General features: G+C 43.7%; 23 protein-coding genes. 9 read left to right on the forward strand and 14 right to left on the reverse strand.

Features of this window, described 5'->3' with window-relative positions; all coding sequences use genetic code 11:
* Window positions 1-33: 33 nt before the first annotated feature.
* Window positions 34-414, reverse strand: coding sequence for a sirohydrochlorin chelatase (locus AC0VYG_RS11915; protein WP_475432493.1), 381 nt, complete (start codon window positions 412-414; stop codon window positions 34-36).
* A 200-nt stretch (window positions 415-614) separates the two neighbouring features.
* Here AC0VYG_RS11915 and AC0VYG_RS11920 point away from each other — a divergent pair, with 200 nt between their 5' ends.
* Window positions 615-1,502, forward strand: coding sequence for a TIGR01777 family oxidoreductase (locus AC0VYG_RS11920; RefSeq protein WP_475432494.1), 888 nt, complete (start codon window positions 615-617; stop codon window positions 1,500-1,502).
* A gap of 10 nt (window positions 1,503-1,512) precedes the next feature.
* Here AC0VYG_RS11920 and AC0VYG_RS11925 read toward each other — a convergent pair whose 3' ends face one another.
* The 6 genes from AC0VYG_RS11925 to AC0VYG_RS11950 form a co-directional block, all read right to left on the reverse strand.
* Window positions 1,513-2,022, reverse strand: coding sequence for a DNA topoisomerase family protein (locus AC0VYG_RS11925; protein ID WP_475432496.1), 510 nt, complete (start codon window positions 2,020-2,022; stop codon window positions 1,513-1,515).
* Between the two features lie 30 nt (window positions 2,023-2,052).
* A complete protein-coding gene (locus AC0VYG_RS11930; RefSeq protein ID WP_475432497.1) occupies window positions 2,053-2,424 on the reverse strand; it encodes a hypothetical protein in 372 nt (123 codons plus the stop codon).
* 8 nt (window positions 2,425-2,432) lie between these two features.
* The gene (locus tag AC0VYG_RS11935) at window positions 2,433-3,179 is read right to left on the reverse strand and encodes an HAD family hydrolase (RefSeq protein WP_475432498.1); all 747 of its coding nucleotides are present in this window, start codon (window positions 3,177-3,179) and stop codon (window positions 2,433-2,435) included.
* Window positions 3,180-4,175 (reverse strand): ferrochelatase, encoded by a 996-nt coding sequence (gene hemH / locus AC0VYG_RS11940; RefSeq protein ID WP_475432499.1) that lies wholly within the window; start codon window positions 4,173-4,175, stop codon window positions 3,180-3,182.
* A gap of 217 nt (window positions 4,176-4,392) precedes the next feature.
* Window positions 4,393-5,211, reverse strand: coding sequence for a TSUP family transporter (locus tag AC0VYG_RS11945; RefSeq protein WP_475432500.1), 819 nt, complete (start codon window positions 5,209-5,211; stop codon window positions 4,393-4,395).
* An 83-nt stretch (window positions 5,212-5,294) separates the two neighbouring features.
* Window positions 5,295-6,230: a chemotaxis protein CheV gene (locus tag AC0VYG_RS11950; protein WP_475432502.1), complete on the reverse strand. Its 936-nt coding sequence runs from the start codon at window positions 6,228-6,230 to the stop codon at window positions 5,295-5,297.
* 115 nt (window positions 6,231-6,345) lie between these two features.
* Between AC0VYG_RS11950 and AC0VYG_RS11955 the strand changes: the two genes are divergently transcribed.
* Both AC0VYG_RS11955 and AC0VYG_RS11960 read left to right on the forward strand, forming a co-directional pair.
* The gene (locus AC0VYG_RS11955; RefSeq protein ID WP_475432503.1) at window positions 6,346-7,548 is read left to right on the forward strand and encodes an EAL and HDOD domain-containing protein; all 1,203 of its coding nucleotides are present in this window, start codon (window positions 6,346-6,348) and stop codon (window positions 7,546-7,548) included.
* A gap of 9 nt (window positions 7,549-7,557) precedes the next feature.
* Window positions 7,558-8,325, forward strand: coding sequence for a TatD family hydrolase (locus tag AC0VYG_RS11960; RefSeq protein WP_475432504.1), 768 nt, complete (start codon window positions 7,558-7,560; stop codon window positions 8,323-8,325).
* Between the two features lie 37 nt (window positions 8,326-8,362).
* On the opposite strand, the gene AC0VYG_RS11965 is transcribed toward AC0VYG_RS11960, so the two are convergent.
* The 4 genes from AC0VYG_RS11965 to AC0VYG_RS11980 form a co-directional block, all read right to left on the reverse strand.
* Window positions 8,363-9,049 carry a TetR/AcrR family transcriptional regulator gene (locus AC0VYG_RS11965; protein WP_475432506.1) on the reverse strand — a complete coding sequence of 229 codons (687 nt, stop codon included), beginning with the start codon at window positions 9,047-9,049 and terminating at the stop codon, window positions 8,363-8,365.
* A 159-nt stretch (window positions 9,050-9,208) separates the two neighbouring features.
* Window positions 9,209-11,551 carry a DNA polymerase II gene (locus AC0VYG_RS11970; RefSeq protein WP_475432508.1) on the reverse strand — a complete coding sequence of 781 codons (2,343 nt, stop codon included), beginning with the start codon at window positions 11,549-11,551 and terminating at the stop codon, window positions 9,209-9,211.
* Window positions 11,552-11,571: 20 nt separating this feature from the next.
* The gene (locus tag AC0VYG_RS11975; protein WP_475432509.1) at window positions 11,572-14,031 is read right to left on the reverse strand and encodes an ABC transporter permease; all 2,460 of its coding nucleotides are present in this window, start codon (window positions 14,029-14,031) and stop codon (window positions 11,572-11,574) included.
* On the reverse strand, window positions 14,028-14,747 hold the full coding sequence (locus AC0VYG_RS11980; protein WP_475428236.1) for an ABC transporter ATP-binding protein: 720 nt from the start codon (window positions 14,745-14,747) through the stop codon (window positions 14,028-14,030). The genes AC0VYG_RS11975 and AC0VYG_RS11980 overlap by 4 nt, the downstream gene beginning before the upstream one ends.
* Before the next feature lie 31 nt (window positions 14,748-14,778).
* On the opposite strand from AC0VYG_RS11980, the gene AC0VYG_RS11985 reads away from it, so the two are divergent.
* The 3 genes from AC0VYG_RS11985 to AC0VYG_RS11995 are packed head-to-tail and all read left to right on the forward strand — an operon-like array spanning window position 14,779 to window position 17,079.
* Window positions 14,779-15,408 (forward strand): arylesterase, encoded by a 630-nt coding sequence (locus AC0VYG_RS11985; protein ID WP_475428237.1) that lies wholly within the window; start codon window positions 14,779-14,781, stop codon window positions 15,406-15,408.
* 7 nt (window positions 15,409-15,415) lie between these two features.
* Entirely contained in the window at window positions 15,416-16,354 is a 939-nt protein-coding gene (locus AC0VYG_RS11990; protein ID WP_475428238.1) for a D-2-hydroxyacid dehydrogenase, read from the forward strand.
* A complete protein-coding gene (locus AC0VYG_RS11995; protein WP_475428239.1) occupies window positions 16,351-17,079 on the forward strand; it encodes a pseudouridine synthase in 729 nt (242 codons plus the stop codon). The genes AC0VYG_RS11990 and AC0VYG_RS11995 overlap by 4 nt, the downstream gene beginning before the upstream one ends.
* A gap of 85 nt (window positions 17,080-17,164) precedes the next feature.
* Here the strand turns inward: AC0VYG_RS11995 and AC0VYG_RS12000 are convergent, their stop codons facing one another.
* Window positions 17,165-17,683, reverse strand: a complete 519-nt coding sequence (locus AC0VYG_RS12000) for a GNAT family N-acetyltransferase (RefSeq protein ID WP_475428240.1) — start codon at window positions 17,681-17,683, stop codon at window positions 17,165-17,167.
* A 140-nt stretch (window positions 17,684-17,823) separates the two neighbouring features.
* Here AC0VYG_RS12000 and yciH point away from each other — a divergent pair, with 140 nt between their 5' ends.
* From yciH to AC0VYG_RS12015, 3 genes are all read left to right on the forward strand, one after another.
* The gene (gene yciH, locus AC0VYG_RS12005; RefSeq protein ID WP_475428241.1) at window positions 17,824-18,171 is read left to right on the forward strand and encodes a stress response translation initiation inhibitor YciH; all 348 of its coding nucleotides are present in this window, start codon (window positions 17,824-17,826) and stop codon (window positions 18,169-18,171) included.
* Window positions 18,172-18,406: 235 nt separating this feature from the next.
* Window positions 18,407-19,414: a GGDEF domain-containing protein gene (locus tag AC0VYG_RS12010; protein ID WP_475428242.1), complete on the forward strand. Its 1,008-nt coding sequence runs from the start codon at window positions 18,407-18,409 to the stop codon at window positions 19,412-19,414.
* An 87-nt stretch (window positions 19,415-19,501) separates the two neighbouring features.
* Window positions 19,502-19,903 (forward strand): acyl-CoA thioesterase, encoded by a 402-nt coding sequence (locus AC0VYG_RS12015; RefSeq protein ID WP_475428243.1) that lies wholly within the window; start codon window positions 19,502-19,504, stop codon window positions 19,901-19,903.
* Window positions 19,904-19,925: 22 nt separating this feature from the next.
* On the opposite strand, the gene AC0VYG_RS12020 is transcribed toward AC0VYG_RS12015, so the two are convergent.
* Both AC0VYG_RS12020 and AC0VYG_RS12025 read right to left on the reverse strand, forming a co-directional pair.
* Window positions 19,926-20,666 (reverse strand): CLCA_X family protein, encoded by a 741-nt coding sequence (locus AC0VYG_RS12020; protein ID WP_475428244.1) that lies wholly within the window; start codon window positions 20,664-20,666, stop codon window positions 19,926-19,928.
* Window positions 20,667-20,819: 153 nt separating this feature from the next.
* A complete protein-coding gene (locus tag AC0VYG_RS12025; RefSeq protein ID WP_475428245.1) occupies window positions 20,820-21,320 on the reverse strand; it encodes a DedA family protein in 501 nt (166 codons plus the stop codon).
* Window positions 21,321-21,323: the final 3 nt, after the last annotated feature.

Here is a 21,323-nt window from a genome sequence, read left to right on the forward strand (position 1 = left end):
ATTATGCTCCAAAGCTAGAGAGTAAAGTCAGCATTAATTGTTTTGTCCCAAATGATGAGCAATAACCTGATCCATGGCCTGTTTGACGATGTCATCTTCACCAATAGGAGACAGCAACTCTATCTCTAAATCATCACGTTTTAGACTTTCTATTTGAGCTGGCACATCATAACGTAAATGGCGCCCTACCGCGAAAAATAATGGCAAAACAGCCACTTTCTTAACACGCTTATCTAAATGTTGCACAACGTATTCCAAACTGGGCTCTGTCAACTCCATATAAGCCAAACTTGAGCGCTCTGCACCGAAACGAGAAATCGCTCGATCATATAAAGATTCGAAGGGCTTCTTCCACATAGGGTCTGGGCTTCCATGTGCAAGAAGTATGATGTGATCGTATTCTTTGCGTAGCATTATGATACCTAATGTTTCTTAATCCCCCCATTTTAGCCATCATAAGGTAGAAAAAGAAGGCGTTTCTAGAAAAAGCTTACTTAACTGTACAATAGTTAAACCACTTTAGAGGATTTTGGCTTTTCTATGGAAAACATTGATCCCATTTCCTTTTTTGTACGTAATTATTATTGTGTTTGAAAATAACTAAGGCCATAAAAATGAAGATATTGGTATCTGGAGCAACAGGTTTTATTGGACGCTCACTTATTCCCACTCTGCAAAAAGCCGGACATCAAGTATATGCATTGGTGCGAAAAACAGACAGTCGACTGGATAAAAGGATTCATCAGTTTACAGTCAATACACTAAAAGAGCTTAATGAACCAATAGATGCCTTTATTAATTTAGCAGGAGAAGGGATCGCCGATAAACCTTGGAGTGAAAAGCGTAAAAAGATCCTATTTGATAGCCGAGTCAAACTCACCAAACAGATTCAACAAGCGCTTACATATTGCCCCAAACTTATTATTTCCATGTCAGCGGTCGGGGTGTATGGAAGCGACTCAAACCAAACCTACCATGAAGAAAGCCCTCTACCGACAGATGGCTTTGCCCATGAGATTTGCCAAGCTTGGGAAGCTGCAGCGCACGACTTTACAACACAAGGTGCACGCCTGGTTATTTTTCGGCTCGGTGTTGTATTGGGCCCTAACGGTGGCGCCTTAGACAAGATGCGCCCCGCTTATTTATTCGGCTTAGGAGGAAAAATTGGCAATGGCAATCAATGGTTTGCTTGGATACACATTGACGATGTTATCAAGGCGATCAATCAAGCGCTATCAGATGAGCAAATGCAAGGGGCATATAACCTTGTGGCGCCAGAACTCATTCAACAAAAAACCTTTGCAAAATCCTTTGCTTCATCACTCAACCGCCCTGCCATCTTTCCTCTACCAGCCTTTATTTTGGAACTGGCCCTAGGTGACATGGCAAGCCTACTAACAAAGGGTCCTAAAGTTCTTCCGACTAGACTGACAAACAAGGGGTTTGAATTTGCTTATCCAACGATTGATAGCGCACTAATAGCGGTTCAAAATCAGCGTTAGCGCTTTTTCTTTATCTCTTTTTCCTAAGCACTGGCATGCCATTATCATCATTCAAGGTGTGGGTGCATTTGGGGTATTGAATACAGCCCCAAAAATAGCCGTTTTTGCTTTTTTTCCTGATCAAATAATGGCCACACACTCGACAAGGATATTTTTTGGTACTGGCTGGCACGCCATCGTCATCTTCAACCGTAACTTTACAATCAGGATAGTTACTGCATCCCCAAAATACATTATCTTTAAAGGTTTTACGTCTCAATGGTGAGTGGCAAGCGGGACATAAGTAACGTTTTGCTCTAACTGGCTTACCCGCTTCATCATTGGCCGTATAGTCACAAGCAGGATAAGACTCACACCCCCAAAACACCCCGTTTTTCCCTTCCTTACGGATCAGGAAGTGACCACACTTAGGACAACGATAATGGACCTTCGGCGCCACTATGCGCACATCATCTTGGGAGAGAAACTCTTGCTCCCAATGACCTGCTGGTAAGCCACTTTTATCATTGTATTCTGCCATGATGTCCCGCTTCAACCATCCAAGACAGGGCTATTCGCCCGCTTCGGTGCGAATTTTCTTAGCACCATCACGGGCTGCATCAGCGGCTTTACCACCCAGCTCTTTCATTTTTTTCCAGACAGAGGAACCAACATCCTTGCTTTTTTCCGCCGCTACCTCTCCATATTTAGAGGCATTCTTAGACGCTTTATCCGCAATAACACCACCTTTTTCTTTTGCCACCTGCCAAGCTTCTTCCCCCTTTTCTGCGGCTATTTTTCCATATTTAGAAGCTTTTTCTGAGGTGATATGCCAAGCTTTGTCGGCCTTTTCTTTTAAGGTCATCGGCGCGTCTTGATCGGCCGCTTGAGCAAAAGGAACAATAAACAGTAATAAAGAAACAATAATCGCCAAAACTCGCATAGAACACCTCATAATAGATTGTCAGAATGACCTAACCAAGAAAGAAGAGAATCAATAGCCTCAAGTGTGACTAAATCAGGATATTTAACTAAGTCTTTTTCTAAGACTTGCTCATGAGCCCACGTACAATGATAGGGAACATGAATAGCTCGTGCTCCAATATCCAATACAGGAAGCACATCGGACTTCAGTGAATTACCCACCATAAGAAAGTTTTGCTTATCAATCTTATGCTTCTCCAGAATCCGCTGGTAAGCCATTGGTGTTTTATCACTCACCACTTCAATGTGATCAAAATACTTTACTAATCCAGAACGAGAGACCTTTCCTTCTTGATCCAATAAATCGCCTTTAGTAATCACCATTAACTGATAATTCCCATACAATTTGCTCAAAACGCTCTCGACATGATCAATAAGCTCAATGGGAGCAGAAAGCATAGTACGCGCAAGCTCAATAATTTGATGTATTTTTGAGCCTGTTATGCGTCCTTCCGTCAGTTCAATAGCCGACTCGATCATCGATAACGTAAAGCCTTTAATACCATAACCAAAATACTTTAAGTTGCGCACCTGAACAGCACCAAGATGGGAACAAATATACGGCTCATCATGATAACTGGACAATATCTCAATAAAGGCATCTTGTGCATGATTAAAAATATCTTCATTACGCCATAGCGTATCGTCTGCATCAAAGGCAATGACTTTGATAGAAGAGTCTGCTGCACGAAAGTTTGTACTACTATCGACCATTTAATCTAACCACTGAGATGTATTTTTCTGGATTAAATCCAAGTAAAGAGCGACATGATCATCGCTATCATTCAAAGCAGGTATATAGTCAAACGCTTCACCACCATGCTGCTTAAACTCGTCACCTAACTCCAACGTAATTTCTTCCAATGTCTCAATACAATCAACGGCAAAAGCAGGGCTAATAACATTGACCTTTTTAATGCCTTTGCTCGGTAACACTTTAAGGGTCTCACTCGCATAAGGTTTTAACCATTCTTCACGGCCAAAGCGAGACTGATAAACATGCGTCCAATCCCCCTCTTTTAAATCGAGCTCTTGCGCCACCAAACGAGTGGTATCATGACAACGACGCGCATAAGGATCACCGTTTGTGACATAACGCTTGGGAATGCCATGATAAGACAAGATTAAATGACGACGCTCGCCTTGCTTGTCCCACTGGTTGCGCACTGAGTTAGCCAAGGCTTTAATGTATAAAGGATGATCTGCATAATCCTGCAACAACTGTAACGCAGGCCAATGGGGGCACTTTTTTAGCGAGCTCATGAGCCTATCATAGCCTGCCGCCGTCGTGGTACCGGAGAACTGCGGGTACATGGGAACAACAACAATTTTATCTACCCCCGCTTTACGCAGCTGATCCGCGGCAACTTCCATACTTGGATTTCCATAGGTCATCGCCATTTCAACCGGTATCGCTTGACCTGTCTCACGCTGAAGAGCAACCTTCACTTGCTCTTTTAAGCGGCTTCCCAACACCATCAATGGGGACCCTTCGTCCATCCACACCTGTTGATACACCCTAGCCACTTTTGCAGGACGTATATTTAAAATAATCAGATTCAAAATGGGCTTCCAAAGTAATGGATTTAAGTCCACCACGCGTGAATCAGAAAGAAACTCTTTAAGAAAACGACGAACTTCTGCGGCTCTCGGTGCATCAGGTGTCCCCAAGTTAATCATCAGAACACCGTATTTTGGCGTATTTGTCATGTCATTCCTTATTTATAGGTAGAACTTCGGCAGAACAATCCCTTACCGCATTAGGCAAATTGTCAGAAGAAACGCGTCTGATTGAATAAAACCCCAAACCATTTACTCCTAGTAGTATATTGCCTTAGATAAGGCTAGAGCGAGAAAAAACAAGGCATTTCAACGTCGTTTTGTCAGCTACTCAACCTAAACGACAACATGTGTAGCAAGGTATGACTCAATTAATCCATATTCTTAGCGCCGCAATGACCAAGAAAATCACCGCCGAAACGTGAACGACGCCTTTATCTAACGCATTGCCTTTATTACGACATAAAAGGTAGGTAGCCAATTGGCTGATCGCGAGCGCCAAGCAAGTGGGTAAATGCACCGCACCGACAAAATAGTGCGTGCCACTCAGAGCAAAGGCTTTGGCAGGAAAGGAAAAGCCAACCATTGCCGCAACCACAACAAATAAGGCCAGACCAGTCGAGACACCACTCACCTGTTCTTTTTTTATAGTATGCATCTGCAACATTACAGAATAAAAAAGCTTCCCTGAACTGGCCGACATCACACTGACGCACCCAATCAATAAAGTAATCGGCAACCGGAAAGCACTTTGTGACAGTTGGGAAAAGCAACGCCACTTAGATACTTCAGCAAAAGGACGATAGAGTAGAAACACGTTAATCATCGCCATCACGACCAATAAGCCAAATAATAGACCCAACGTAGCAAAGGACATCAAAGAGACGATTTGGGCACCAATGACCCCACCCATGGCAGCCCCTGGCGCAAAGGCAATCAGAGAATGAGAGTCGACTTGTTGTGTTTTCATATCATGAAGCCAGTCAACTAATAGCATCGGCACCATGGATGTTATCGCCGTTGCAATCACCGGAACAATAAGTGCTGATGGTGGGAGTTGAAAAACGGGCATAAAAAGCAAGGCAGTGGGCACGATAAATAATGCGCTTCCTGTTTTTACCGTGGCAAACAAGGCCCCAGAAAAAGCACCACATATGACCAAAAAAATGACAAACTGAATATCCACAAATTAAACACCTTACAGGACAACACATAATAAAAAACAGGCTAATAAGCCTGTTTTTTTAACTTCTTTTTACCATGACACTATCAGTCACTCATCATCACATTGCGAATTCTATCTTGAATTAACGTCGCTAATTTATCTGGTTGGAATTTCGATAAAAAGTCATCACAACCGACTTTTTGCACCATGGCTTTATTAAAGCTACCACTGAGTGACGTATGCAAAACAATGTATAAATCTTTTAAACGAGGGTCTTCACGAATTTCACGGGTCAAACGATAACCATCCATTTCCGGCATTTCGGCATCAGTAATTACCATTAACAGTTTTCCAGGCACACTCTTTTCCGTCTCCGCCCAGTTTTTCAGTTTTTCGAGAGCACGCTTACCGTCAGTCGCTTCATGAACCGTAATCCCCATATAATCCAGCGTTGAACGACATTGCGCCAAACCAACGGAAGAATCATCCACCACCAGCACCTCTAGTCCTTTGGCCACTTCCATCAAATCATCATCGATGATATCTGGACTAATGCTAGTATCATAAGGTGAAATCACCGCCAACACTTTCTCAACATCAATAATTTCAACAAGACGATCATTAATACGCGTGATAGCCGTTAAATAATGTTGACGCCCGGTACCATCTGGTGGTGGAAGTATTTCGTTCCAATTCATATTAATGATCCGGTCAACCTCGCCAACCATAAACCCCTGTACTGTATTATTGTATTCTGTAACAATCAGGTTACAGGGCTGACTGCGATCAATAGGTCTCATTCCAATGGACTCTGAAAGATCAATCACCGGAACAGTACGGCCTCGAAAGTGCGTCACACCAGCAACAGAAGGATGACGATGCGGCATCAAATTCAATTTGGGCAATTGCACCACTTCTTGAACTTTGAAAACGTTAATCGCGAACATTTGCATTCCACCAAGGCGGAACATAAGCAGCTCTAATCTATTTTCGCCAACTAACTGTGTACGCTGGTCTACGGCGTCTAACATGCTTGCCATACATTACTCCGGACTGTTTTCCATTTTCAATATAACTTCATTATAACCATGATATTGTATTACGCTTAGGCTTACAGTAATTTTTTGCATCAAATAGGTATTCAGAGAGTATTTAATGATCAGTAAGGATTTTCTTTTCACTCGCCAAACAATTGTCGGGCATAACACTTCCATCAAAGCAAACAATTTACTTCATCTTGATGGTATGACGGAAGAAGCATGTCATTCTTTTCTGGCAACACTTTTTTCAGATGTCGACCTAGTAGACACGATAAAACCTTATCCCATTTTTATTAAGGCACTCTGTAATGAAGTAGAAAATATTCCTTCACCACCAGCATCATTCAATTTTGTTCTCTTTTTTGACGCCAAAAAAATAGTTCAACAACAAGCGAACGACACACAATGGGACGACAGGTTGACCGAACTACGCCTGCAAGGTTATCAGCTTGGCATTTGTAACCCATCCCTCGCGATCTTAAATCGAATGTCCACTGATCCATTCATTTATGTTGAGTTTAATTTGTCAGAGAGCACCACAACCGAAAGCATCAATCTTTGTAATCACCCAGCCTTAAGCCAGAAAAACCTTTGGTTTAGTCGCATCAACTCCCAACAAGACTTTACGCTAGTCAAAGAAAAAACCACCGCCCAGTGGTTTAGTGGCGACTTTATCTCGGAAAGCGTCCCAGTCGAAGGACGAAAAATCCCCACCTACCGTTTAATATTATCAAAATTACTGACTCTCTTAAGCCAGGATGGCTCGTTGAAACAAATGGCAGAATGCATCGAAACGGATCCGACATTGACATTCCGTGTGATCAAACTCACCAAAACCGTCACCTACTATCGCCAATTTAATGTGCAAAATGTACAACGGGCAATTGAAATTATCGGCTTTCGAGACTTGATTAAATGGGTAAGTTTAGCCATGTTCAGCAGCATTGACGGCAAACCTGACTGCTTATTCTCCATGGCCGTTCATCGTGCCTGCTTCTGTGAGTCCTTGGCAAGAAAGCTGTTCCCTAAAGAAAATGGCGCATTTCTAACTGGACTGTTCTCTTATCTATCTAGTTTTTTTGATGAACCGCTGGAACACTTGCTGAAAGATTTGCCGTTAGCGCCAGAGATAACGGACGCCCTACTTAACCAAAAAGGCAGCCTTGGCTGCATCCTTAACCTAGTCATACACTACGAATCAGGACGCTGGGATAATATTTTATTTGACTCCCTTGCTAAAAGTGGTGTGTCAAAACAAACGCTTCGAGAGCTCTACATTGAAAGCTTGCGTGACGCTAAAGAAATTTATTCGAAATGAGAGTGAGACATGATTGATATCGGTGTAAATATAAATCACAACGATTATTTAAAGGATTTGGAAGAAACACTCCAGCAAAGCCACCAAGCGGGAGTAAAAGGCATTATTTGTATTGCCTCTGACTTGGCAGAAAGTAAAAAAATACAAATTCTCTGTGAAAACCAACCACAAATGTGGTTTACCTTAGGCTGTCATCCCCACCAAGCAAAAAGCTGGAACACTTCGAGCGCCACAAAGCTCAATAAATTAATTGATCAAAAACGCCCTGTGGCGGTCGGCGAAACGGGGTTGGATTTCAATCGTAATTATTCAACACGAGAAGAACAAATCTATGCCTTTGAGCAACAAATAAACGTAGCAAAGGAACACAACCTACCTTTGTATCTGCATGAACGCGATGCCCACCAAGATATGTTAAACATATTAAAGCGTCACTATCATGATGAGGTAAAGGGTGTCGTGCACTGCTTTACTGGTTCTAAAGACGCTTTGCAGGCTTATTTAGATTTAGGGTTATACATTGGCATCACAGGCTGGGTATGCGACGAACGCCGCGGACAAGATTTGCAAGAGTCCATTCCGCATATACCGAATGACAAATTACTCTTGGAAACCGACGCCCCCTACCTGTTACCCAGAAACATTCGCCCTCGGCCAAAGAGAAATCACCCCAAATACCTACCTTGGGTTGCCGCGGAAGTCGCACGACTAAAAAACATTCATGTTGATGAACTCGTTCAACAGACACAAAAAAACACCAGCCGGCTGTTCTTCTAAACCTTGCTGGTGTTTCCAGTGAATCGCTTACATTTACTTAGGCAAATTCCATATCGTCATAGGCTATTGCCAATGTTGAAATGGGTAATGGGGTTAGCGGTGTCACAGGGCAACTCATTAAACTCAACTCGCTAATATTCTCAACCTGTATCCCGACACTATTAAGGCAAATATTCGCAACCTCATTCATAAAATCTTCGTCCAACGCCTGTTTATTGATATAGCGATTACGAATAATAAAAAATAAGCCACTTTCGATGAACTCAGTAGTGATGTCAATATCGTTTACTCTAAAGACACGCTTAGACACGCCTTCGATCAAAATAGCCTTGAGGGCTTTACTAATCCCCCCTTCCAGCCTCTCACTAAAGCTATTACCACCATAGAGGTAAGAAGCCCACTTAGGCTTGTTCATGGTCAGACTAATAAAGTACTTCACAAGTAAAGTGAGACGCTTATCAATGTCTTGATGCGTCGTTAACAGCAAATCCAAATCGCGGAAAAGCACATCACTGAGCACTTTTCTCACGTCCATAAGAGCCGTATCTTTACTATCAAAGTAGTTGTAAAAGGTTCCTATACTGACATTAGCGTGTTGAGCAATGTCCTGAACAGACACCTGATTCCATTCTCTATCGAGAATCATCTCTTGGATAGCTGAACGAAGTTTATCCAGAGTTTGACTGCGTTTACTTGGCGACTTCATATTAAATCTCAATGTCATTTCTTCTTCCATCCATAGATAAACAAATTCATATGAAGGATGAATATATACTGAAAAAGGTGAAATTTCCGTAAAAAAAATATGATCCAAATATCCATTACGTAAAAGACTATCAACCTTTTTTTAGAATAATAATCAACCCAACCATTCAAAAAAACCTTATAGTAATGATATCTGTTTACTTAAAAGGCTTTCCATACTAGTTTTGTAAAAAGGCAAAATACTGTCCGCAATTGGCTCTATTTGTTTACTGATATAGTGCTCATAATCTAAGTTTACAAGGTCAGCTTCACTTTCATAGGGTACCACACCCGTCACTTGGTAGAGATAATTTACCCGTTTACGCCCCTTATCAAACTCCAGAGGTTGACCTAGCTCAACTCGGCGCTGATCAATTATAGCGGCCGCTCGAACATGGGGCGGCTTGTTTTTCGTGTATGAGGCCAAAGGACGACTAAGTTGTTTACTGTACACCAGCAAATGATCAAGCTCCCCAGCTCTTAATCTAGCAACCGTCTCTTGAATAAAGGTAATGGGGTTTTCATCATTGAAGATTTTCTCAAATAGTGTTTTTTGAAACTCTCTCGCCAATTTAGTCCAATCCGTTCGGGCGGCTTCTAGCCCTTTAAAAACCAACTCACCGCCAGTTAGCCCCGCATAGCGCTTTTTACTGCCTTCCTCTTGCCCTCGGATCGTCGGCATAAAGAAACGCTCGTAGACACGCTCAAACTCAAGCTCAAGATAAGAATCTATATGAGCGTAGTCTTGGCACCATTCGGACAACAGACCATTAATGTCGTCACAGAGTTGTTGCCCTAATAAACGCGGATCTTCTTTGTCATTATTGAGAGTGATAAACAAAGAGTCGGTATCACCATAAATCACCTTCGCCCCTTTTTCTTCCATCCATTGCTGTGTTCTTCCCAATAACTCATGCCCACGCATGGTGATCGAACTGGCCAATTCTGCATGATAAAAGCGACAAACATTTGATCCCAGTACACCATAAAACGAATTCATAATGATCTTAATCGCATAGCTTAAGATCGTGTTCCCTTCGCGCTTTGCTCGCTCCCTTGCCTGAGCAAGCTCAGAAACCAATTCAGGCAAAATCGCTTCTTTTTTGTAAAAACTTGCACCGAGGTAACCAGGCACCAACTCCGAACTCGCTTGCTTAGCAGCGGGGGCCATATTACCAGCAATGATCCGCGCCAAGGGGTCGATATAAAATGTACGAATAATACTGGGATACAGGCTTTTGAAATCAAATACCAAAACATTTTTATACAACCCAGGAATCGACGACATCACAAAGCCGCCTGGGCTAGGAACAAACACATCTTCTCGCCATGCTGGCGCGACCCAGCCTGCCTTATGTAAGCGAGGCAGATAGAGATTTTCAAACGCAGCAACTGAGCCCCCCGTTTGCTCAAGTGGAATCCCTGTTAAATCCACACGGGTTTGCTGTAGCTCTATCAGTTTTAACTGATCGAAAATACGCAATACCAAATCACAATCTTGTAAGTTGTAATCGACAAACGCGAGCAACTCCTCACGGTGCAAACGCTCTATCTCTTGCCAGCGATCGCCACCATGGAGCAACTTCTCATCCTGTAGAATTTCTTTACTGACATTATTCAGGCTATAGGATTCAAAATGATAGCCACCCACTTTCAGTAGCGTGATGCCATCCAAAGCAACTCGTCCAGGGATGGTTGCAAAATACTTACCTTGATTATCCGAAGAATGAATCCGCCATTTCTCGCCATTTACTCCAAAAGCAGGACGAATGCCTAGCGTTTGACAGCGCTTATCAATAAAGTTCAGATCGAAACCAATTAAGTTCCACCCGATGAAAATATCTGGAGCATGCTGACGAACATAGTGGATAAAATCGAGCAACAGCGCTTTCTCATTATCATAAGTACGGACATGAGGCGCGTTGATCATTTGATCCGTTACCACAAAGGCAATTCGCTGATCCTTAGCCGTTATGCCAATCGATAAAAGGCAATTATGGGTTACCGAGGTTTCGATATCTAACGACCAAACCACCCAGTCTGGTTGCCAAGTTCCCGGAATCACTTTTGCTTTGCTAAAGCACCGTCCGCTGGCATCAGGAATACCGATGAATCTCACACTACCACGGACATTACGCTCCATAAGATAGCGATTATGGGCTTTAATATCTTCTTCGTAGACTTGATAACCATCTTTTTTGGCCAATGCCACCATTTGCTGATGCAAGGTCAGACTTTTACTTCGGATCAACCTGACAGGCTGATCTTGAAAGGACCGAAAACCCGCCTCCGTTACCTTAACGCCAGACAGGTGCTCTGGAAACACATGCGCAGGCGCGTCACTAAAAAACGTGGTGAATTGACGGTCCGGTAAGACCTGAACCGTCCCTTCTGAGGTTTTGACAAATAAACTCATTTCGAGCTGGCCATTCACCTCTTTCGTATGGCGACTGACAACATAGCCATTTTTTTCTACAAACATCTACATAACCAAATTAAGTGTTAAATACCGCGCAACAAATGCATCGGCGGCACTTTTAACACAGTTCGACTGGCAAATACACCGACGGCTGTAATCAATAGAGCGCCAGCACCTGGGCCCAATAACCATAACATAGGATGCCAGCTTGGCTCTGAGTTAAAAATGTACACTTGAACACCGTATAAAGACGCCTCAGCCCCCATCGCAGCGATACAACCAGCAAACACCCCTAAACAAGCAAATTCAACAATCAACGCTTGCCGAACCAAAGCACCACGCGCCCCGAGTACTCGTAACAGAGCCCCTTCTTCCATGCGCTCTTCTAACGTTGAACGAACGCTGGCCAGCAACACCAATCCACCAGCCGCCAAGATACATACCAGCACCAATTGAATGGCTTGTGACAACTGGGCAATGATGGATTGAATCTGTTTGAGTATGTCACCTACATTCAATATGGACACTGTTGGGAATGCCGACATAGCATGATAGAAGGCTTGTGCCTGGCTGGGTTTAACAAAATAGCTGCTCACATAATTGGCTGGCGAATCATTTAATACGGATTTCGGTACAATCACATAAAAGTTAGGCCGCATAGAACTCCAATCAACAGAGCGCAATGAGGTAATAGGCAAAGTATGGAACACCCCGCCAATATTGATCGTTAATTTATCACCCAGTTTGAGGCCGGCTTCTTTGGCAACCTTTTCCTCCACCGACAAGCCGTTGGCTGCAAAATCCCCAGCAACGACCTTATTACCCTCGCCCACATGATCTGCCCAGGTTAAGTTCATGGCCCGTTCAAATAGCTCTGGCTCTGGCTTGTCATCAGGATACAACTTACTCACCTGCTCGCCGTTAACTTGCGTGATTCGGCCTCGCACCATAGGATACCAAGAGGACGAGGCAATCTTTAAAGTGTGAGCCATCTCGTTAATGGGCGCAATTTGATTGGCTTGAACATTAAACAAATAATGATTAGGCGCATCGGCTGGCAATTGCTTCTGCCAATCGGCAATCAGGCTGGTTTTAATACCGACGAGCACCAAACCAAGCATGATAATCAGCGTAAACACCAAAAGCTGAAACAGATTGGGCACCAAGCGTCGGTATAACGCCGCCAAGCCAATTTGCCAACCACTGGTCGCCCCAGCCGTCACCGACCGCCCGAACTTAAACATGACCCAGCCTAATACAGACACAACCAAGCCAATGCCGACCATCGCAACCACCATGATAGTGGGTAGCATAACGCCCTGAGTGTATAAACACATCAAACCGTACATGCCAGCAAAGCCGATTAAATACAACATAACGGACCCCTGCTCAACGCGGGCGGAAGGCTGTAAAACAGATAAAGGCGAAATGCGAATTAAACGACGCATCAATGGCAAGCAAAAAGTAACCAAGGAGATCAGCCCAGTAGCCACACCCAACCACATTTTCCAAAGCTCAGGTTCTGGCAATGCCGTCGTCACTAGGCTTGATAGCAATGCGGCAATCATATTCTGGACAATCCAGCCAAACGCTAACCCCAGTACCGCCCCAATAACAAACAAAAACAACAGCTGTAGCAGAAATAAACGCGATAAGGTTTTAGGCGTGGCCCCTAACGTTTTTAAAACCGCAACCTGCATCAAATGACGCTTCACATAGCGAGATGAGGCAAGCGCCATGGCGACACCCGATAACACCACCGCCAATGTCCCAGCCAACAATAAAAACGACTCCGCTCGATTAATTGTCTCACCAATTCGCTCACCCCGTTGTTTTGGGCTAATCCAACGTTGGCCATCCGTCAGTTTAGGGGCAAGCCATGCTTGCAACGCATTGAGTGAGCTTGCCTCCCCAGCCACCAGCAAAGAATAGCGCACACGACTACCAGGAATAATCACATTAGTCGCCGCTAAATCGGCTTTATTCATAATCGCCCTGGGGGAAATAGAAAATGCGGACGAGCTAGCCCCCGGATCAAGAACCAAGTACTTCGACACCGTTAATGTTTTGTCACCTACTTCCACTTTTTGCCCAATCGTCACCCCTAATAAACTGGCTAAGCGAGACGATATCCAAATGAAGCCCGGTTTCGGCGACTCACTCGATTTGGAGCCTTGTCCAAACAACTTTGAGTCGATCAAAAAACTACCCTTCAACGGATAACTGTTCGTCACAGCACTCACTTGAGAAAGCTGCAGCTTATCATTAGCAAAGACCATGGTGCTGAACGATGCCCGTTCCGCTACCGACAGTTTTAAAGACTCGGCCTTTTGCCGCCAAGATGGGGGAATCACCTGATCAGAACGTACCACCCGGTCCGCGGCGAGCAAAGAAGCGGACTCCTGCTCAAATGACAGACGTAAACGATCGATAAACAAGCTAATGGCCGTCACCGTACCAATGGAAATCACCAGCGCAACCAACAAAGTCACCACATCAGTACTGCGCATTTCCTTACGCATAAAGCGCCAAGCAAAATTCATAATACGGGATCCTTCCGGTTATCTTGAGAGGAATCGTGCAGTCGACCTGAGGACATCACTAACTGACGATCGCACTGCGTCGCTAGGTGATTATCATGGGTCACCATTACTAATGTCGTGCCTTCTGATTGATTTAACTCAAACAGCAACTTAATTATGATCTGTCCATTCTCCTCATCCAGATTGCCTGTTGGCTCATCAGCAAACAAAATCTTCGGCTCAGAAGCAAAAGCACGAGCGATGGCCACCCGCTGTTGCTCACCACCAGAGAGTTGTCGTGGATAATGAGTTAAACGATGAGACAACCCCACTTTTTCCAACAATTGCAGCGCTTTTTGACGCGCCATTTTATCGCCCTTAAGTTCAGCCGGTAACATGACGTTTTCCAGCGCATCTAGGCTGGGTAATAAATGAAAGGATTGGAAAATAAAGCCAACATACTGACCACGAAGCAGGGCGCGCTTTTCTTCATTCAATGTCGTCAGAGAATGCCCGTACAAGGCAATGTCCCCTTGTGTGTTGACATCCAACCCCGCCAGCAAACCTAATAGAGTGGATTTGCCTGAGCCAGAAGCGCCGACAATCGCAACGGATTCCCCCTCCTTGATTTCTAAATCAATTCCTTTCAGTATGGTCAAATCACCTGTTTTTGAAGAAACAGTATGTGTCAGGTTTTTAACGTCAATGGCAACTTCAATAGCGGTTTGGCTTTCCATAAATAATGCGTCTCACTTAATAAGGTTTTATATGCGTCTCACTCAACAAATAAGGGTCGCTTGTGTCGCCCTCATACTATTTTGCTCATATGCTCAGGCCGCCCAAACCCATAACCTACTGGTAATGGGAGACAGCTTAAGTGCCGCCCATAATTTAAGACAACAAGATGGCTGGGTTAGTTTACTAAAAACAAAACTTTCTCAATCACACCCACAGATTAGCATCATTAACGCCAGTGTGGGGGGCGAGACAACACAAGGTGGCCTAGCCCGCTTTCCCGCGCTACTTAAACAGTATCAGCCTCAGTGGGTCATTTTAGAGCTCGGTGCTAATGATGCTTTACGTGGCTACCCACTGGATCAGACCACAAAAAATCTCAGCTCTATGATTGAGCAAGCTCAACAAAACAAAGCAAAAGTCCTGTTAATTGGCAATCGCATCCCACAAAACTACGGAAAACGCTATACCGAGATGTTTTTTGGACTCTACAAAACTCTCGCCGCGAAATATAATGTGTCCTATGTGCCTTTCATGTTAAAAGGCGTCGCATTAAATAAAAACCTTATGCAAAGTGATGGATTACACCCGAATGCGAAAGGCCAACCGATCGTATTACAAACCATTCTTCCTTACCTTCTTCCTTTACTAAATAAAAACTGAGGGCACTATGAAAGCCGTTTTTTTAGATCGAGACTCTTTTCCAAGTAACATGAAGTTTCACTACCCTGAAGGTATTTCAGAGGTCGTTGAGTACCCCAATACCGCCCTTGACGAAGTCGCTGAACGTATTCAAGGGGCTGACATTGTGCTAACAAACAAAGTGGTACTGACAAAAGACGTCATCGAACAGGCTCATGATTTAAAACTGATTCAAGTCACCGCAACGGGGATCAATAATGTGGATGCACAAGCCTGCAAAGAACAGGGCATCGCCCTACAAAATGTCGATGGCTACTCGAGCATCAGCGTGCCCGAACACACTTTTGCTCTATTACTTGCCTTACGTCGCAACCTAGTTGCCTACATTGATGATGTGCGAGCTGGCAAATGGGGAGAATCCAGTTTTTTCTGTTTTCTAGACTACCCCATTAAAGATTTGGCCAATACTAAGTTAGCCATTGTAGGTAAAGGCATCATCGGCAATAAAGTCGCAGAGATAGCCAAAGCATTTGGTATGCAGGTCATGTTTGCTGAGCACAAAAACGCTAAGGTCGTTCGTGAGGGTTATGTCCCCTTTAACGAGGCAATTCAGCAAGCCGATGTACTGTCTCTGCACTGTCCACTTACCGAGACCACAAAAGACCTGATTAGTACCGCTGAATTTGAACAAATGAAGCCCGACGCCATCTTATTAAATATGGGCCGTGGTGGCATCGTTAACGAACAAGCATTAATCAAAGCGCTGACAGAGAAGCGCATCATGGGGGCCGGCTTTGATGTCGCCACACAAGAACCCATGCCTCACCACCACCCGTTACAAGCCTTGACCAAGCTACCGAATTTCCTCCTCACACCACACATTGCTTGGGGAAGCAATGAAGCAATGCAAAAATTGGCCAACATCGCCATGGAAAAAATAGCTCAATTTATGAACCCAAGCTCATGACCCTAGACATTTTATTTCAAGACGATGATCTTGTGATCGTCAATAAACCCGCAGGGCTATTGGTTCACCGCACAGAGCTGGCAAAAGACGAGGAAGATGCCGTCGTCCAGCGGCTGCGTGATCAAACAGGAAAATGGGTGTTTCCAGTGCACCGTTTAGATCGCGCCACCTCAGGTGTGCTTATTATGGCTTTTTCACCACACATCGCCCGCGCGCTGGGCGAGCAGTTTACCCATCATAAAAACCAAAAAATCTATCATTGTTTGGTACGTGGTTTTTGTCTAGATCAAGGTATTATTGACTACCCGTTAGTTAAAATCAGTGAGCCCAAAGGTATGCCGCGTTTTAAAGTACCAGGATCGGAAAAAGAGGCACAAACTGAATTTGAATTACTAGAACGCTATCAACTGCCCTACCCGGTCAGCCGTTACGACAATATGCGATTAAGCTGGATAAAAGTGATACCAAAACAAGGCCGTAAACATCAAATTCGCCGACATTTTAAGCACACATTACACCCATTAGTGGGAGACAGTCGCTATGGGTGCCGTCATATCAATAAGGCAATGAACACATTGTGGCCTGAGGCGTTTCGATTAATGCTCCATGCTTCCAGCTTGTCTTTTACTCACCCAGTTACTCATCAAACAATGACGGTTAGCGCCCCCTTTGACGATAAAATACAAACCACCCTGGCTCGGTTAAAACCGCATCAAATCCTTTAACACAAGACTAAACGACGTTTATAACAATAAAGGGAAGCGAAACATAAAGAGAAGGAGTGGCGGGCAGCTCGCTAGTAGGCAGCGCCTATTGCAGGCGCTCTTGCGAGCCTACACGCCATTTGTAAACAAAGGTATCCTGAATACCGGAAGGCATCTTGATTGAGGCTTCTTTGGTGACGGAGTACTCAAAACCGCAAGACTTCAGAACACGAATAGACGCCTCATTCTCAGAACCCACCTGAGCGTATAACTCGTTAATACCATAGCAAGCTAAAATCGGTAGCAAGTTGCGCAAGGCAAATTGAGCAACGCCACGGTTTGCATATTGTTTAGCCACTCGATAAGACACTTCAGCCACCGTATGCTGAGCATCGAGGAACTGAAAACTAAATCGACCGACTAAGGCTCCACTACGTAAATATACAAGAAACTGAACAATATTTTGCCCCCCTGATAATTGTCGCTTAAAATAACGCTCGTTTTGACGCATTAACACTTGAGATGGCAACGACTCAGAGAACCAAGCTTTGTTATGGAACTCGAACAATAAAATGGCCTCTAGATCAGTCTCTGAGGCTCGCTGTATTTTCAATAATCTATTCATGTTTGACCACGCTATTCAACCTATAAAATTATAGTAGAAGAAAAAACTGAGTCCTGCCTCATTTTTTGTGAATCGTCATTATTTTTACAATGTTACAATGCTGAATTAACCACCATTTTACGATAAGAGATTGAATTATAATGAAATCACGTAACCTCGTTTACTCAACAGACCAAGGACGACTCTGCCCTCTTTGTGAACAGTCTATTGATAGCTGCATCTGTAAGAAAGATGGTATTCTAGGGGACGGCAATGTTCGCATCATGCTAGAAACAAAAGCCAGAAAAGGCAAAGGCGTCACCGTTATTTCAGGTTTGGCAATGACCACTGATGAATTAAAAACCCTCGCCAAAAAACTCAAAGCACAATGTGGTACTGGGGGGTCGGTAAAAGAGGGAAACATAGAAATCCAAGGCGACAATCGAGAAAAAGTTCAACAATTACTTGAAAAGGAAGGCATTAAAAGCAAACGTGCTGGTGGTCGATAACCACCAAGCTAACACCATAGAGTCGACTTAACTCATTGCATTCAAATACATAATCGATACAAAATTTTACATTAAAGTTTTTTTTATAGCTTTCGATAACAAAACAAGTAATATAACTGTTTGATTTTATGTAACAATGACATATAGCTCATAGATGAACCTACCTATGAGCTAACTATTTGCCAAACGCCTGAAGAAAGACATCATGGCGGCCATTTCTGTATTTGAGGTATGAATGTGGGATGAAGCACCAAAACAAGCATTAAAGTGGATGCAAAAAGCCGTGCCGCTGATGCTTCAATTGGACATTTCACCAACTCCTTATAACTATGGGATTTGGTATGAGTATGTATCTAATCGTAACAAAGCCCTAAATCAGTTAGTTGATGAGACTCTACGAAAACTTGGCAATATCCCCGGTTTTATTTCTCGTGACCTTTTTCATGAATTTATATTGCCTAATGAATTTCATCTGAACAATCGAAATCAAAAAAACATAGAGCAAGTCGCCAATCAGCTTGAAATGTCGTCTATAGAGATGGGGGACGGCTTATCGGACTTAAACGCGGTCATCAGTAAAAGCCGAACTATCCTTAAACACTCAGATAGTCAACAAGAACTTCATAAAGTCATTCACTATCTGGATCGTGGCTCTCGAAAAGCTCTAGAAGCCTCGCACAAATTCCAATCAGATTTATTGAATGCACAAAAAGATATTCAGCAACTCAAACTTGAATTAGAAACATTAAAACAAAGTCTCGATATCGACCCCCTAACCAAACTGGAAAATAAAACCGCATTTGAACGGCACCTATATGAACACCTGCCAGAAGCAGAAGATGACATAAGTCTGCTTATCTTGGATATTGATTACCTAGGCCGCATTAATAAAGACTTCGGCAAACGCGCTGGCACTTCACTTATTCGCTATATTGCCGCTCTGTTGGAAGCCTTGCAGCTAGAGCGCTCGCACATTGCTCGATTAGAAGGTGGAACCTTTGGCATTATGCTGTACGAATCAACATCAGGGGATGCGCACGACCATGCCGAACATCTACGTCATGAAATATCACAACAAAAAATTCGGCACAAACAAAGCAAGGAGACAATACCACAAGTAACCGTTTCCATCGGCGTTGCCACGTTAGTCGGAAAAGAAAGTATAGAAAGCCTCTTTAAGCGAGCAACCACACAACTAAAACGGGCTAAACAACAAGGTAAAAATTGCTTCTGCTTCCTTTAAGCCATATTTATTACAATATCGTTTACACAGACTCTGTTATCATGCGGATCATAATTACCCTTACACCCCTGAAATAGGATAGCTCTAATGGAAACAACTCATTCACAGGGTCATACACTCTTTTTTGACGTCAGAGACTATGAATGTGATATGCAAGGCATTGTTAACAATGCGGTTTATCAAAACTACCTAGAACACGCCCGTCATCAATTTATCAAAAGTCGAGGGTTGGACTTTGCCGAAATCACAGCACAAGGTATCCACCTTGTACTCATAAAAGCCGAAACACACTACAAACGCTCGTTAAAAAGTGGCGATCACTTTTATGTTACGACGAAAACGGAAAGACTCTCTCGTTTTAAGATTTTGTTTCGACAAAACATTTACCGCAAAGACGACACTCTCATGCTGCAAGCGCAAATGACCACAGCCTCTATCACACCAGAAGGACGCCCCATAGTCTTCGCCGATTTAGACAAACTTCTTTAGATTGCCGCTCCATGAGCCAACATTAAGTAGTCTCTAGCTCATGGTGTAACGCCCTACCTAATGTAAAAAAGTAGGTTTGGAAAGCATTATTAATGCGTTGTCGCTGTTCTGCTCTGGGATACAATCCCGATTTGGCCTCATCAGAATAGCGGCTACCTTTCACCAAAAAAGCACTTTTCGGCTGCGCATCCTCAATAAAAGCTTCAAAGGCTCTCGCACACATTTCTTCAGGCTTAGCGTAATAGAGCACCTTCAGCTTTTCATCCATCAATTGCGAACAACGAAACAACTCACTGGGTTCCCTGCCATTTTCACTTAGCATGATCGCCCTGAAACAGTCGACCAATAATGAGTTTAAGCGGTGCGGATACATAACATGATTTTCCAGCCAATGACTGGAGGCAAACGCCATATTGCCAGCCGTAGAAAACATCTTCTCACTGATATAATGATCAAACGCATGAAACCACTCGTGGGCCAAGCTTCCGGCCCCCGCATTTTTCGCTAAAGACAACTGCCGCGTAGCAGGCACATAATGCGCAGCGACACCAGGTCGGCCGCCTTTTCCGTATTGCAAACCCAATGTACCGCGCAATGAAATAAGCGATTCTGGGCCTTGCAAAGCTGACATCAAATCACACAAGGCTTGATAAAAATTCACCGCCGCTCTATCACGCTCCGCTGGCGTGACCCAACGCCCCATTTCTATTCCGCGAAAATTGAATTGCCGACGAATGGCGACAAAATTCACACTACCATTCATTACATCCCACACTTTTTAACAAGCAAACAATAGTACTGTATATAAAAACAGTAGTATTGTCATCCGATAAAGCCAGCAAGTTAAGACTTGGGCGCGTAAGAGATGCAAACAGAGACAGTCGCTCAAAGATCGACACGGATACGAAGAAATAGATTAATGATGGAACACATTCAAAGCAGAAAACCAAGAAGAATGAATCAGTTGAGACGAGATTATATAACCTAAAACGATAAACTGCCCTCCGCCAAGCATTAGCCCTGCCGTAGACAGCACAGTGAAGCGCCACCAACTGACCCTCATATTCCCCGCCAGAAAGGGCATAAACCAAGCGACGGGGCCTAGTACACGGGCGAAAAGAATGGCCCAATTCCCTTTCTTATCCATCATCACTCGGCAAAAAGCAATCTTACGCCTAAGTTTCGGCCGTAAACGACACAAAAACCGTTGTGCTCTTTGTCCGTATCGAAAACCAACCCAATAACTTAACTGATCACCCAGCCAGCCGCCGAGTAATGCCATAAACACAGCAAATACATTCTGATGGTAAAGCTGGTAACCAGCCGCAAGGTAAAAAGGCTCCCCAGGTACAAAAATATTGATACCAATAAATGAGTCAGCAAAGGTGCCAAGAGCGAGACTTAACGCCTTAATCACGAC

The sequence above is a fragment of the Marinomonas sp. 63XJN7_7_ISO-PGPR-S23-202 genome, assembly GCF_056173505.1.